Source organism: Duganella sp. CF517 (assembly GCF_900110275.1).
GTDB lineage: Bacteria > Pseudomonadota > Gammaproteobacteria > Burkholderiales > Burkholderiaceae_D > Rugamonas.
Window position 1 is genome coordinate 393,415 of the sequence record NZ_FODC01000002.1, and the last position, 13,535, is coordinate 406,949.

General features: G+C 58.2%; 13 protein-coding genes and 2 tRNA genes. 8 read left to right on the top strand and 7 right to left on the bottom strand.

Annotated elements, in window-relative coordinates; all coding sequences use genetic code 11:
- Positions 1-187: 187 nt before the first annotated feature.
- On the top strand, positions 188-838 hold the full coding sequence (locus BMX85_RS08825; RefSeq protein ID WP_090315953.1) for a PEP-CTERM sorting domain-containing protein: 651 nt from the start codon (positions 188-190) through the stop codon (positions 836-838).
- 132 nt (positions 839-970) lie between these two features.
- On the opposite strand, the gene BMX85_RS08830 is transcribed toward BMX85_RS08825, so the two are convergent.
- A complete protein-coding gene (locus BMX85_RS08830; protein WP_090315957.1) occupies positions 971-1,651 on the bottom strand; it encodes a hypothetical protein in 681 nt (226 codons plus the stop codon).
- Between the two features lie 118 nt (positions 1,652-1,769).
- Here BMX85_RS08830 and BMX85_RS08835 point away from each other — a divergent pair, with 118 nt between their 5' ends.
- Together BMX85_RS08835 and BMX85_RS08840 are read left to right on the top strand one after the other, a co-directional pair.
- On the top strand, positions 1,770-2,006 hold the full coding sequence (locus tag BMX85_RS08835; protein WP_090315960.1) for a hypothetical protein: 237 nt from the start codon (positions 1,770-1,772) through the stop codon (positions 2,004-2,006).
- A 135-nt stretch (positions 2,007-2,141) separates the two neighbouring features.
- Positions 2,142-2,438 (top strand): hypothetical protein, encoded by a 297-nt coding sequence (locus BMX85_RS08840; RefSeq protein WP_090315961.1) that lies wholly within the window; start codon positions 2,142-2,144, stop codon positions 2,436-2,438.
- Positions 2,439-2,915: 477 nt separating this feature from the next.
- On the opposite strand, the gene BMX85_RS30010 is transcribed toward BMX85_RS08840, so the two are convergent.
- From BMX85_RS30010 to BMX85_RS08850, 5 genes are all read right to left on the bottom strand, one after another.
- The gene (locus BMX85_RS30010) at positions 2,916-3,233 is read right to left on the bottom strand and encodes a hypothetical protein (RefSeq protein WP_143067932.1); all 318 of its coding nucleotides are present in this window, start codon (positions 3,231-3,233) and stop codon (positions 2,916-2,918) included.
- A gap of 32 nt (positions 3,234-3,265) precedes the next feature.
- The gene (locus BMX85_RS30015) at positions 3,266-3,970 is read right to left on the bottom strand and encodes a zinc ribbon domain-containing protein (protein ID WP_143067933.1); all 705 of its coding nucleotides are present in this window, start codon (positions 3,968-3,970) and stop codon (positions 3,266-3,268) included.
- Complete coding sequence (locus BMX85_RS30020) at positions 3,957-4,193, bottom strand: hypothetical protein (protein WP_143067934.1); 237 nt, start codon at positions 4,191-4,193, stop codon at positions 3,957-3,959. Before BMX85_RS30020 ends, BMX85_RS30015 begins: the two co-directional genes overlap by 14 nt.
- Positions 4,194-4,504: 311 nt before the next feature.
- Positions 4,505-4,927, bottom strand: coding sequence for a site-specific integrase (locus BMX85_RS31560; protein WP_090315964.1), 423 nt, complete (start codon positions 4,925-4,927; stop codon positions 4,505-4,507).
- A gap of 449 nt (positions 4,928-5,376) precedes the next feature.
- A tRNA-Ser gene (locus BMX85_RS08850) sits at positions 5,377-5,466 on the bottom strand.
- A gap of 296 nt (positions 5,467-5,762) precedes the next feature.
- Here BMX85_RS08850 and BMX85_RS08855 point away from each other — a divergent pair.
- On the top strand, positions 5,763-7,811 hold the full coding sequence (locus BMX85_RS08855; protein WP_090315967.1) for a hybrid sensor histidine kinase/response regulator: 2,049 nt from the start codon (positions 5,763-5,765) through the stop codon (positions 7,809-7,811).
- A 49-nt stretch (positions 7,812-7,860) separates the two neighbouring features.
- Here BMX85_RS08855 and acs read toward each other — a convergent pair whose 3' ends face one another.
- Complete coding sequence (gene acs / locus BMX85_RS08860; RefSeq protein WP_090315970.1) at positions 7,861-9,849, bottom strand: acetate--CoA ligase; 1,989 nt, start codon at positions 9,847-9,849, stop codon at positions 7,861-7,863.
- Positions 9,850-10,100: 251 nt separating this feature from the next.
- Here acs and BMX85_RS08865 point away from each other — a divergent pair, with 251 nt between their 5' ends.
- The 4 genes from BMX85_RS08865 to BMX85_RS08880 all read left to right on the top strand — a co-directional run bounded on the left by BMX85_RS08865 (position 10,101) and on the right by BMX85_RS08880 (position 13,301).
- Positions 10,101-10,697, top strand: a complete 597-nt coding sequence (locus tag BMX85_RS08865) for a TIGR00645 family protein (RefSeq protein WP_090315972.1) — start codon at positions 10,101-10,103, stop codon at positions 10,695-10,697.
- A gap of 36 nt (positions 10,698-10,733) precedes the next feature.
- On the top strand, positions 10,734-12,263 hold the full coding sequence (locus BMX85_RS08870; protein WP_090315975.1) for a fumarate hydratase: 1,530 nt from the start codon (positions 10,734-10,736) through the stop codon (positions 12,261-12,263).
- Positions 12,263-13,111 carry a glutamate racemase gene (gene murI, locus BMX85_RS08875; RefSeq protein WP_090315977.1) on the top strand — a complete coding sequence of 283 codons (849 nt, stop codon included), beginning with the start codon at positions 12,263-12,265 and terminating at the stop codon, positions 13,109-13,111. The genes BMX85_RS08870 and murI overlap by 1 nt, the downstream gene beginning before the upstream one ends.
- A gap of 114 nt (positions 13,112-13,225) precedes the next feature.
- Positions 13,226-13,301 (top strand) — tRNA-His (locus BMX85_RS08880).
- Positions 13,302-13,535 lie beyond the last annotated feature (234 nt).

The following is a 13,535-nucleotide window of genomic DNA, read 5'->3' on the forward strand; positions in this document are numbered from 1 at the left end:
GCTATCATTTACCATGGAGGGGCAACATTACCACATTTTGCCGGCGAAATGATAGCGCAATCTTCCGCCCGACGGACTGTCGGCTGCCGGCCTCACATTGAGCAATACACAACGATTATTGTTGCAATTGCTAGCCGTGCAGTTATGATGTAGTTTTAACCAAAAATATTTCCAAACGGGGAACAATATGAATCTAAAGCAACTTTTCACTGCGATTGTGATTGCTGCGGCCACCTTGTCCGGCGCTGCGCACGCCGACACGGTGTACAGCAACGCCGACGACGGAACCAGCGCCATCGCCTACATGGGTGAGCCGGACACGACCAGCTACGGCCAGTTTTTCACGGCGCCGGGTGGTTGGTTGAAAGATTTTAGTTTCCAGGCACTATCTGGCGCGAGCGGTGATCTCGCGCTCGTCGTTGCCGCCTGGGACGGCAGCAAGGCGGTCGGTCCGGCGCTGTACACCAGCGCGCCGATCACCTACGAGGGTGGCAGCCAATTCCTGGGCGCGAGCGGTATCAACCTGGCGCTGACGGCAGGCACCAACTACATCGCCTACCTGACGGTCGCCAATATCGCCTCGCCGGTCTCGTACGTGACCTTCGCCGGCTCCGACAGCGACACCGGCCTTGGCGGCGGCTTCCGCTACCTCAACTCGAACCTGACCGACCCGCTGACGCTGAGCGAAAGCTGGAACGCGTTTTCCACGCAACACCTGGCCTACACGGCAACGTTCGGCACGGCCAGCGCCGTGCCGGAGCCCGGCACCTACGTCATGCTGCTGGCCGGCATGGGCATGATGGGCGCCATCGCCCGCCGCCGTAAAAACCAGGCGTAAGCTTCGGCGGAACAAGGCCGCGTCGTTTAGCGCCGACTTGGACTGCGCAACGGCGATGGCATCTTGAATCCGCAACGCCGATAACCGCGGGGTGACGTACCCCGCAGTCAGCCCGCGCTTGCTGTCACGTCTTCATGGCGGGTCCGCAAGCGTTTTGCAATTTAGGAATAACGTGCCGCCTCCGCGCGCGGCACGCGTCTGCGCCACCTGGCCCGCACCGCACACCTTGTCAAGACCTGGCAGCGTGTAGGTGCGCAAGATTTCGCCATTCGGCGCCAGTGCCGCGCCCTCCCCGCCAACGTAGACCCTGTCGTGGCAATCCTCATCCGTGCAATAACTGACGCATTCCCTGCAGGCTTGTGCTTCCCCCTGGCGAAAGGGAGCGCAGTGATCGTACTGCGCGGGCACCACGATACGAAACTGCTCGGCCTTGAAGTAGCCGCACTGAAGCACCGGGCGCCGGCCATCGCCGGCCACATCGATAGCGAACCGTCCGATCCCGCGCTCCGCCGTCGGGTAATCAAAATCACCGGTGTGACGGATATTCGGTACCACCACGATACCTTGCCGGTTGACGGCGACCATCTCGCGCGGTTGTTCGATGACGATGACGGCCATGCCGTAGCCGTTGGCCTCGATGCGTTTTAAGTACCGCGGCTTCACTTTGCGTTCGCCGCCCTTTTCTATGAAGCATCGTGCCGACCACTCGTCGCCGGAGCTGGTGCGCGGGCATGGGTCGACCGGCTTCGCGGCGAGCGCATGCGTGCTAACGCACAGTACCACCCATCCCGCCAACAGCGCGCCCAGCGTCATATCGACTCCCGTTCCATCTTCGTATTCAGGCTTCGTTTGAAACCGTTAGTGCTGTCTCGACGTATACATTTTCTCAACCGAGAACACATTCGGCTGAAATGCACCGGAGGGTGGCGCCATGAGAAAACTGGTTCTTGCAGCTCAATTCGGCATCTATTGGGACCCCGCCTGCACGTTTGCCGAAGCGGAACTGTCGGTCCGCGCCGCATTCCTTTCCACACACTCGGAGGCGGAATTCGTTCGCTGGAATACCTTGCTCGATCCCGGTTGGGCCGTGTCATTCTTCCACGCCTACCGGAACGAACCGGGCATCGATCTGTCCTGGATCATCGAGGCGCTGTACGAAATTCGCTAACGCGGCAATGACATGCGCCAACGGCGCCACTGTAGCGCAAGCCTGGCACCGGCCGCAACCGATTGCGCCTGAGCAATACTGCAAGCGCACTCCCGGGCTATCCTCGAATATCCATTTATTCGACGAGGTGCAAGCATGTTCACACCGACCGCCACGCTGAGGTGGGTGCTTTTTATCTTCTTGCTATCGACGCACCTCATCCTGACATGGAAAGCGTTTGAATTAGACTGGCTGTACTTGGAGATCGCCGCCCTGGCGCCAGTGATCGCTCTGGAAGAAGCCGGAATCAAGCTCGACGCCTGCAGAGGGTTCACATGCATGCCTGGTCCGGTTGGCTGGACACTTTGCCTGGCGGTTTGGAGCGGCGTGCACTACCTGGCGGCAACACTGCTCAGCATGTGCGCGATGAAAAAGGATGCACCGCAAGCCTGAACTACTGTGCGCAATACGCCTACACGATTCCCACGCTCAAACTGGAGTACACGTTAGCATCAGGCGGCTTCAGCTTTTCCGCTACGCGGCGGCTGTCAGCCGATTCTAGAGGCACGCCCGTATGAAAATTGTAGAGCAACGGCTTTAAAATTATCAAGGAGTGGGGTCATTACACCGACGGAACGCAAGAAGAGAACGAACACAATCAAGCTCTATTTTTGCTAGTTGCAAATAACTCAAACACTCATACAATACAATGGTAAGTTTGTGGGGCTTCTGGAAATATATAATTATCTTGACGATGACTTGACCGGCGAGATTGATAAAACGAAAGCAAACGAAGTGATAGAAAATGTCTTCAATGAGAATTATGCAGAAATTTTCGAAGAAATTTTATAAAAAAAAGCCCCGAATTTCGGGGCTTTTGTTTTATGGTTCGCCGCTAAGGGGCAGGCAATCAGGGTTGAGATATGAACTTCAGTCGTCGCCTCTGTCTCGGAATTGATATTGACAATCTACACAATAAAAGTCTTCTCCCGCTTGATCATTTCGTATTGCGTCCGCAACCATATCCATAGGGAGCGTTTGCCCACATTCTTCATTGTCACAAGCAATTTCAAAGTGAGGATGAATGACAGTTTGATAGACTCCTTTTTGCTTACCTGAGAGACCGTCAAGACTGCTTTCGCCTATCACTTTCTTAGCAATTCCCGCCGCAGCACCTTCAATCAAATCATAGTCCAGCAATGCTTGCAAAGCTTCGTTACGGCTCTCAGCTTCGTATTGTTCTTCCATGATAAAACCTCTTATGTTTGATTTATACAGAGTTATAAATCTTTAAGTTTATCGTATGCTTCTAAAGTTTGTTTAATATTTTTGATAGCTTTAGCAGACAATTCAAAATCTTCTCTTTTGTCTTTCCCCGACAAGCGAATGGTAGATTTCTTCGAGTTTGCAATGGTTCGCAACGAAGCTATATCAAGCTCACTTGCAGGGATATCTATGTTCTCAAAAACTCCCGCCGTATTGTTATCTCTAGAGACTTTACCATACGAAAAATCTCTTTCATAAGCTATAGAATCATCAGCCATGACTTTGAACTTATCCCAAAAAATCCAAGTATCCCCATGAAAAGCGACTTGAACTCTCAATATTGCTCGCCCCGTTTCGGTCACTGCAAGATAAGTAGATAAATGGTCGTCGAAAATATTTGTATTAGGAGCGGTATAGAAAGAGATTTTTTCCATTTTATCTCTACTAAGTTTAAAATTTTTCAATATTGGAGCTATTGCTTTCGCCGTCTCCTCTGGTGTCATTTTCGGTTTGCTTGGAACCGCTACCTCTGCGGGCTTCTCAGCGACTGAAGTTCTTGAACTCTGTGAAGTGCATTGATAGACAAAAAAACCCACAAACAAGACAGCAATCCAACCGAGAAGACCGACTTTTTTTGGCGGTTTCGCTCCGCATTTCGGACAAGCTTTTGCTTCCGTGCTTACTTCCGTACCGCATTCTTTACACTTAACTAAAGCCATTCCCTACCCCTAGAAAATTTATTATATATTTTTTTTCATTATCAATGATAAAACTATTGAGAACGCTTATGGAAAATCTAACTTCAACAGACCCGAAATATTGTGCAATCCCTTTAATCGGCTCTTGCATAATTTTCGCCAACTGATCAACAGAAAAATCACCACTATAATTGCTTACATTTGTGTCGTCAATTTCATGCCCACACCGAGGTTCGTAAGGCATTCCTTCCTTGAGTAGATAGTCATCCAATAACTTGCGGAGATGAAAAAAAGCTTCGGTCTATCAATTTTTACTTCTGCTATATGTCGCTTAAATTTCTTACCCACAGCATTGCCAGAACCTTTACCTAACTTCTCTTGATACTTAAAAATTTTGTCTTTTCCGTCAATGAACTCTTGCAAACCTTCGTCAAACAATTTTTGAGATAAAGGAACTTTCGGATGCCCGCAAGAGTCTTTGAGTCATTGATAGTAATGTAATTTACACCTTGCTCGGACTTCTTAAACTGCTTCTTTGTGAGGCCTGTGATTTCACTAATGCGAGCACCAGAATACAGACCAAGAATCAAGTCCAATAGTAGTCCTTGTCCTCGTTTTTCGCCTTCTGCATAAATTCCGAACGATAGATTTCTTGATTTCCTCTCGTTCAAAGATTGCATATCCCGCTTTTGCTCTATCCTTCTCCGACAGAATTTTTCTGTCTTTCGCGGGATTTTCTGCAAAGAAGTAGCCTTGAGTTTTTGCGAAGCTGAACACAGTTCGCAACACCGCCATTTTGTTATCAACAGTTCTCGCACTGTTTTTCTTTGAGAGGTGTTCTTGAAGTCTCGGAATGTCCGACAATTGTATGTCTCGTATGAACGGATTGCCGAGGAAGTGAGAAGCTTCTTTTGCGACATTCTTGTAAGCGACGACAGTTGCGGGCTTGCTGACTCTTGAGAAGAAAGAACTTGTCAATCAAGTCCAACAGCTTCAAGCCGCTCTTAGATTTGGCTTGCGGTAGAGGTTCGGTGTTGTAATTGGCTACAGAGGGCGCTGGCTGTGCATTAGGGGCGATATGCGCCGCTTTGAGCAATGCTAGAGCTTCGAGCATACGGGCATGATCTTCTGGAACGTCTGCCTTCAGCAAACCTCTAGAAAGGTCAATCTCAAATGTCTTAATATGGGACGAATCTGACGGCATACGAGCACTCTGCAAAAGCTGCGAAGCCCTCATGATAGCTGTCAGCTGGTCACTTGTGTTCAGTGACCGCTTGACTTGCTTACCGTTGATTCTAGTGTGTAAATAATACGACGAATTTCTTAAGTAGATTGGCAATTTGAGCATAGTTTGCTACCAAATTTGCTGCCAATCTCGATACTAAAAAGCCCCATAAATCATTGATTTATAGGGCTTTTCTTATTCTTGGCGGAGAGAGGGGGATTCGAACCCCCGATAGGTTTGACCCTATACACGCTTTCCAGGCGTGCGACTTCAACCGCTCATCCACCTCTCCTGCATTCCTTCCCCTTTCGGAGAAGCCGCGAATTATAGCAAACATTCCCCATACCACCAACTTTATTTCCCCTCCCACATGCAACCAACCCCGCCAAATCCTGCGCTACAATAACCAGCGTCCCCCACGCAGCCGCCGAGCGGCCCGCTAATCCCGTGGCGGCGACCCGAAATCCCTCCGCCTGGCCCCCGACCGCGCCCCGGCAAAAGCACCAAGCCCCAACCACGCACGCACCACCAACATCCAAACTTGTCCCCACCTCGGGCTAGCGGAAAAAGGCCACACCAAAAGACACTATGACGACTTCGCTTTCTTTCATGGACAACGGCGGCGAAATGGGCGCCCGCATGCGCAGCCACGATTGGTCCACGTCATGCCTGGGCGATCCCCACACCTGGCCGCAATCGCTGCGCTCGGTCGTGTCCGCCTGCCTGAACTCGCCCATCCTCGGCACCATCCTGTGGGGCCCGGATATGTGCATGCTCTACAACGACGCCTATGTCCCCTCGCTGGCCGACCGCCACCCCGCCGCCCTCGGCAAACCGGTGGCCGACGTATGGGGCAGTGCTTGGGAGCAAGTGGCCCCGCAATTCTACGAAGCCATGAAGACCGGCATCGGCTTCTCCAGTTCCAACGTCGAGCTGACGATCATGCGCAACGGCCAGCTCGAGGAGACCACCTGGAACTTTTCCGCCGCGCCCATCACCGGCGAGGATGGCCGCATCGCCGGCCTGCTGAACCAGGGCATCGAGATCACCGAGCAAGTGCGCAAGGAGAAAGCCATCCATCGCGCCCAGCAGACGCTGGAACGCACCGTCGATGAAACCACCCGCGACCGCAACCGCCTGTGGGAACTGTCGGCCGATATCATGCTGCGCTGCGGCTTCGACGGCGAAATCAAAACCGTCAATCCGGCGTGGAAAGACGTGCTGGGCTGGGACGAGGACGACCTGGTCGGCGTAAGCCTGCTGAAACTGCTCCACCCCGACGACGTCGACCGCACCATCGCCGGCGTCCAGGAGCTGGCCGACGGCGGCTACCATACCCGCTTCGACAACCGCTACCGGCACAAGGACGGCACCTACCGCTGGATCTCGTGGTCGACCCAGGCCGACGCCGATAGCATCTATGCCGTCGGCCGCGATTTCACGTCGGAACGCGAGAACGCCGAGGCGCTGCGCTCGGCCGAGGACGCCCTGCGCCAGGCGCAAAAGATGGAGGCGGTGGGACAACTCACCGGCGGCCTGGCCCATGACTTCAATAACTTGTTGGCCGGAATCACCGGCAGCCTCGAGCTGCTCGAGCTGCGCGCCAGCCAGGGCCGCTTCGGCGACATGGCCCGCTATATCGAGACCGCCAGCGACGCGGCCAAGCGCGCCTCCTCGCTGACCCATCGCTTGCTGGCCTTCTCGCGCCAGCAGACGCTCGATCCGAAACCGACCGACGTCAACCGCCTGGTGCTGGGCATGGAGGACTTGCTGCGCCGTACCGTGGGCCCGGCCGTGGCGATCGAGGTGATCGGCGCGGCCGACCTGTGGACCGCCCTGGTCGATCCGTCCCAACTGGAAAATTCGCTGCTGAACCTGTGCATCAACGCGCGCGACGCGATGCCGTCCGGCGGCCATATCCGGATCGCGACCGCCAACCAGCGCTTGAACCGCAAGGCCGCCGCCGCCCAGCAAATGCCCGAGGGCGAGTACCTGTCGCTGAGCGTGACCGACTCGGGCAACGGCATTCCGCCTGAGGTGATGAGCCGGGTGTTCGAGCCGTTCTTCACCACCAAGCAGCCCGGCGAGGGCACCGGCCTGGGCCTGTCGATGGTGTACGGCTTCGCCAAGCAGTCCGGCGGCTTGGTGCGCATCTATTCGGAGGTGGGACGCGGCACCACCGTGTGCATCTACCTGCCCCGCCACCATGGCGTGGCCGAGCCCGTGCCGGCGCCGACCTTGCCGTCGCTGCCGGTGCATCACGGCTCGCACGAGACCGTGCTGGTGGTCGACGACGAGCCCAGCGTGCGCTTGCTGATCGTCGATGTGCTGGAGGATATGGGCTACAAGGTGCTGGAGGCGGCCGACAGCGCCGCCGGCCTGGCGCTGCTGCAGTCGGACGTGCACGTCGATTTGCTGATCACCGATGTGGGCCTGCCCGGCGGCATGAACGGGCGCCAGATGGCCGAGGCCGGCCGCGTGGACCGGCCCGCCATGCGCGTACTATTCTTGACCGGCTATGCGCAAACGGCCGTGTTCGGCGGCGGCCAGCTCGACGAGGGCGTCGAGGTGATGACCAAGCCGTTTAATATCGATGCGCTGTCGGAACGGGTCGACAAGATGCTGGCGCCGCGCTGACCGGCGGCGCGGCGGGCGGCGGCCGGGCCGGCCGGCGCGCCGCCTCTGGTCAGGAAGCTTCCTTGAGCTGCTCGAGGATGGCCGGATTTTCCAACGTGGAGACGTCCTGCGTGATCGCCTCCCCCTTGGCCAGCACCCGCAGCAAACGCCGCATGATCTTGCCAGAGCGCGTTTTCGGCAGGTTGTCGCCGAAGCGGATTTCCTTCGGCTTGGCGATCGGACCGATCTCCTTGGCGACCCAGTTGCGCAACTCCAGCGCCAGCTTCTTGGCTTCGTCGCCGGTCGGACGCGCCTGCTTGAGCACGACGAACGCGCAGATCGATTCGCCGGTGGTGTCGTCCGGCTTGCCGACCACCGCCGCCTCCGCCACCAGCGGGTTGGCCACCAGCGCCGATTCGATTTCCATCGTGCCCATGCGGTGGCCCGAGACGTTCAACACGTCATCGATGCGTCCGGTGATGGTGAAGTAGCCGGTGTCCTTGTTGCGGATGGCGCCGTCGCCCGCCAGATACATCTTGCCGCCCAGCTCTTCCGGGAAGTAGCTGGTCTTGAAGCGCTCGGGGTTGTTCCAGATGGTGCGGATCATCGACGGCCACGGACGCTTGACGACCAGGATGCCGCCCTGCCCGTTCGGCACGTCCACGCCGGCCTCGTCGACGATGGCGGTCATGATGCCCGGCAGCGGCAACGTGCACGAGCCCGGCACCATCGGCGTGGCGCCCGGCAGCGGCGTGATCATGTGGCCGCCCGTTTCCGTTTGCCAGAAGGTGTCGACGATCGGGCATTTTTCGCCGCCCACTTGCGTGTAGTACCACATCCACGCTTCCGGATTGATCGGCTCGCCCACAGTGCCCAGCAGGCGCAGCGACGACAGGTCATAGTTTTTCGGATGCACTTTCGGGTCGACGTCGGACGCCTTGATCAGCGAGCGGATCGCCGTCGGCGCCGTGTAGAAGATGCTGACCTTGTGCTTGGCGATGGTGTCCCAGAAGCGTCCGGCGTTGGGGAAGGTCGGGATGCCTTCGAACACCACTTGGGTGGCGCCGACCGCCGTCGGGCCGTAGGCGATGTAGCTGTGGCCGGTCACCCAGCCGATGTCGGCGGTGCACCAGTACACATCCGTCGGCTTGATGTCGAAGCTCCATTTCATCGTCAGCGCGGCCCACAGCAGGTAGCCGCCGCTCGAGTGCTGCACGCCCTTCGGCGTGCCGGTCGAGCCGGACGTGTAGAGGATGAACAGCGGGTGCTCGGCGTCGACCCATTCCGGCTCGCATTCGGCCGGCTGGCTGGCGACCAGCTCGTGCAGCCAGGTGTCGCGCCCCTCCTTGAAGGCGATCGCGCCGCCGGTGCGGCGGTAGACGATGACGTCCTTGATGGTGTCGCAGCCGCCCAGCGCCAGCGCTTCGTCGACGATGGCTTTCAGCGGCAGGTGCTTGCCGCCGCGCAGTTGCTCGTCGGCGGTGATGACGGCCACCGCGCCGGCGTCGATGATGCGCTCCTGCAGCGATTTGGCCGAGAAGCCGCCGAACACCACCGAGTGGGTGGCGCCGATGCGCGCGCACGCCTGCATCGCGGCCACGCCTTCGACCGACATCGACATGTAGATGATGACGCGGTCGCCCTTTTTGATGCCGCGCGATTTGAGGCCGTTGGCGAATTTGCAGACTTTTTCGTGCAATTCGCGGTAGCTGACGTTGGTCGACATGCCGTCGTCCGCCTCGAAGATGATGGCGGTCTTGTCGGCGTTGCCGTTCTGCAGGTTGCGGTCGAGGCAGTTGTATGAGACGTTCAGGTGGCCGTCCTCGAACCATTTGTAGAACGGCGCGTTGTCTTCGTTGAGGGTTTTGGTAAACGGCTTTTGCCAGACCAGGTGTTCTTTCGCCAGGCGCGACCAGAAGCCTTCGTAGTCGGCCTCCGCTTCGGCGCACAGCGCGTTGTAGGCGTCCATGCCGGCGACCGTGGCCTGCGCGGTGAACGCCGCCGGTGGCGTGAAGATGCGGGATTCCTGTGGGCCTTGCTGCGTGGTTGTGCTGCTCATACGTGTCTCCATTGTTGTAGTGTTTTGCACCAACATAAACTTTGTCGCTTACTGAGCCCTTACAGACTGCTAGCCGCTATGACCGCGGTCAGGCGGGGACGGCCATCCATGCGTTATACAATTTTACCAACATTTCCAACGCATTACGCATAGGCGTTGCGCCGCAACACGGCGGTGCGGTAGCTGTGCAGCACGTGTAAAATGTCGGCAACCTTTATCTAGTCTGCCTTATTTTCAGGAGTACTGCCTTAATGACCGATCCTAAACCCAAGCTGCGTCCCCTGCCAGCGTTTATCTTCATGTCGCGCTGGCTGCAGTTGCCGCTGTATCTCGGCCTGATCCTGGCGCAGTGCGTGTATGTGTTCCACTTCTGGGTCGAGCTGAAAGACCTGATCGGCGCGGCCATGGGCAACGAGGCGGCGCTGCAGCACATCTTCCAGGCGATAGCGGTGCCCGGGGGCGTCGCGCCGGCCAAACTCAACGAGACCACCATCATGCTGGTGGTCCTCGGACTCATCGACGTGGTGATGATTTCCAATTTGCTGGTGATGGTGATTATCGGCGGCTACGAGACCTTCGTCTCGCGCATGAATCTGGAAGACCATCCGGACCAGCCGGAGTGGCTGTCGCACGTCAACGCATCCGTGCTGAAGACCAAGCTGGCGATGGCGATCATCGGCATCTCGTCGATCCATCTGCTGAAGACCTTCATCAACGCCGCCTCCTACACCGAAAAAGTGTTAATCGCGCAAACCGTGATTCACATCGCGTTCCTGCTGTCCGCGCTGGCCATCGCCTACACCGACCGCCTCACCACGATGACGCATCAAGATTCCAAGTCTCACTAAGTCCACTAAGCACCATCCTTCCCTCGCGAGAACATCATGACCATCATAAAGCAAGAAGACCTGATCGAATCCGTTGCCGCCGCGCTCCAGTACATCAGCTACTACCATCCCGCCGACTACATCGAGCACCTGGCGCGCGCCTACGAGCACGAGCAGAGCCCGGCGGCCAAGGACGCGATCGCGCAGATCCTGACGAACTCGCGCATGTGCGCGGAAGGCAAGCGTCCGATCTGCCAGGACACCGGCATCGTCAACGTCTTCCTGAAAATCGGCATGGGCGTGCGCTTCGAGGGCTTCAGCGGCACCGTCACCGACGCCGTCAACGAAGGCGTGCGCCGCGCGTACAACTTCGACGACAACAAACTGCGCGCCTCGATCGTCGCCGACCCGCATTTCGACCGCAAGAACACCAAGGACAATACGCCGGCCGTGGTGCATATGGAACTGGTCGAAGGCAATACGGTCGACGTCAAGGTCGCGGCCAAGGGCGGCGGCTCGGAAAACAAATCCAAGATGATCATGATGAACCCGTCCGATTCGCTGATCGACTGGGTCATGAAGACCGTGCCGACGATGGGCGCCGGCTGGTGCCCGCCGGGCATGCTGGGCATCGGCATCGGCGGCACCGCCGAGAAAGCCATGCTGATGGCCAAGGAAGTGCTGATGGAAGACATCGACATGTTCGAGCTGAAACAGCGCGGCCCGCAGAACAAGCTCGAAGAGCTGCGCATCGAACTGTGCGACAAGATCAACTCCCTGGGCATCGGCGCGCAGGGCCTGGGCGGCCTGACGACCGTGCTCGACGTGAAAATCATGATGCACCCGACCCACGCGGCCTCCAAGCCGGTGGCGATGATCCCGAACTGCGCGGCCACCCGCCACGGCCACTTCGTGCTCGACGGCTCCGGCCCCGCCTACATGACGCCGCCTCCGCTGTCGACCTGGCCGGACGTCTCGTGGGCGCCGGACACCGAAAAGTCGAAGCGCGTCGACCTCAACACCCTGACCAAGGAAGAAGTCGCCTCGTGGAAGCCGGGCCAGACCCTGCTGCTGAACGGCAAAATGCTGACCGGCCGCGACGCCGCGCACAAGCGCATCCAGGACATGCTGGCCAAAGGCGAGCCATTGCCGGTCGACTTCAAGAACCGCGTGATCTACTACGTCGGCCCGGTCGATCCGGTACGTGACGAAGTCGTCGGCCCGGCCGGCCCGACCACCGCCACCCGCATGGACAAGTTCACCGACATGATGCTCGAGCAAACCGGCCTGATCGCGATGATCGGCAAGGCCGAGCGCGGCCCGGTCGCGATCGAATCGATCAAGAAGCACCAGTCGGCCTACCTGATGGCGGTCGGCGGCTCGGCCTACCTGGTGTCGAAGGCGATCAAGGGCGCCAAGGTGCTCGGCTTCGCCGACATGGGCATGGAAGCGATCTACGAGTTCGACGTGGTCGACATGCCGGTGACGGTGGCCGTCGACGCGGCCGGCACCTCGGTGCACAACACCGGCCCGGCCGAGTGGAAAGCCAAGATCGAGCAGTTGAACATCCCGGTCGTCACCGCCTGATGAGCAGCGCCCGCCCCCGTTCGGCCGACGCCCTGGTTGACTCGCCCATCGGCGTTTTCGATTCCGGCGTGGGCGGGCTGTCGGTGCTGCGCCATATCCGCGCGCAGCTGCCGCACGAACACCTGATGTACTTCGCCGATTCCGGCCACGCGCCGTATGGCGACAAGAGCGAACAGTTTGTCGTGGACCGCGCGCTGGCCGTGACGGCTTTCCTGCTCGAGCACGGCGCCAAGGCGCTGGTGGTGGCCTGCAATACCGCCACCGTGGCCGCCATCAAGGCGGTGCGCGCGCGCTATCCGGAGTTGCCGGTGGTCGGCGTCGAACCGGGCCTAAAGCCGGCCGTGGCCGCCACGCGCAACGGCAAAGTGGGCGTGCTGGCGACGGCGCGCACGCTCAAGGGCGAAAAGTTCCTGCAACTGCGCGAGCAGATTTCCGCCGCCAACAATACCGAATTCCTGCTGCAACCGGCTGTCGGGCTGGTCGACCTGATCGAACAAGGCGACCTGGAGGCCCCAGCCATCGGCGCGATGCTGGAGCGCTATGTCGCCCCACTGCTCGACCAGGGCGCCGATACCTTGGTGCTTGGCTGCACGCACTATCCGTTCATCAAGACCGGCATCGAACGCGTGCTGCGCGATCACGCCCGCAGCGACGTGACCTTGATCGACACCGGCGACGCCGTGGCGCGCCAGCTGGTGCGTCTGCTGGAGGCGGCCGCCTTGCTGCGCACGGCCGCCGGCGGCGCACCGACGCTGCGCGGCTACACCACGGCCGACGTCGGCGCGCTGGCGCCGGCCTTCGACAAGCTGCTGGGCTTGCGTCCTCCGGTCGAAAAAGTTGATGTGTAAGCAAAATCACATCGTACGCAGGAAACTTTGCATTTAGATTTGCAGGATTCAAATCTGGCTTGTATAATTCGGCACCTGTTCAGCGAATAGCTGGATAGTTGAAGTAAGACAGTGGTGGCTGTAGCTCAGTTGGTAGAGTCCAGGATTGTGATTCCTGTTGTCGTGGGTTCGAGCCCCATCAGCCACCCCAAAAAATTAAGTACAAAAGCCCGGTCTCTGACTGGGCTTTTTGCATTCTGCGTGCTCGAGATGCAAAAGGGGACCATCCAAAAGGTGCCCATCCGTCCCATCCTAACTCCCCCCTTATCTGGAGTGTAAAGCGGATTGGCGCCGCCTAATCCACGCTACAAAAATGGATGCCTTGATCTCGGAATAATTTTGCAAGTCATTGCCCGATAGCACTAGATTGACGCTACAATAAGGC

Coding starts and splice junctions, on each gene's coding strand:
- BMX85_RS08825 (WP_090315953.1), top strand. CDS start 188: ATGAATCTAAAGCAACTTTTCACTGCGATTGTGATTGCTGCGGCCACC.
- BMX85_RS08830 (WP_090315957.1), bottom strand. CDS start 1,651: ATGACGCTGGGCGCGCTGTTGGCGGGATGGGTGGTACTGTGCGTTAGC.
- BMX85_RS08835 (WP_090315960.1), top strand. CDS start 1,770: ATGAGAAAACTGGTTCTTGCAGCTCAATTCGGCATCTATTGGGACCCC.
- BMX85_RS08840 (WP_090315961.1), top strand. CDS start 2,142: ATGTTCACACCGACCGCCACGCTGAGGTGGGTGCTTTTTATCTTCTTG.
- BMX85_RS30010 (WP_143067932.1), bottom strand. CDS start 3,233: ATGGAAGAACAATACGAAGCTGAGAGCCGTAACGAAGCTTTGCAAGCA.
- BMX85_RS30015 (WP_143067933.1), bottom strand. CDS start 3,970: ATGGCTTTAGTTAAGTGTAAAGAATGCGGTACGGAAGTAAGCACGGAA.
- BMX85_RS30020 (WP_143067934.1), bottom strand. CDS start 4,193: ATGCCTTACGAACCTCGGTGTGGGCATGAAATTGACGACACAAATGTA.
- BMX85_RS08855 (WP_090315967.1), top strand. CDS start 5,763: ATGACGACTTCGCTTTCTTTCATGGACAACGGCGGCGAAATGGGCGCC.
- acs (WP_090315970.1), bottom strand. CDS start 9,849: ATGAGCAGCACAACCACGCAGCAAGGCCCACAGGAATCCCGCATCTTC.
- BMX85_RS08865 (WP_090315972.1), top strand. CDS start 10,101: ATGACCGATCCTAAACCCAAGCTGCGTCCCCTGCCAGCGTTTATCTTC.
- BMX85_RS08870 (WP_090315975.1), top strand. CDS start 10,734: ATGACCATCATAAAGCAAGAAGACCTGATCGAATCCGTTGCCGCCGCG.
- murI (WP_090315977.1), top strand. CDS start 12,263: ATGAGCAGCGCCCGCCCCCGTTCGGCCGACGCCCTGGTTGACTCGCCC.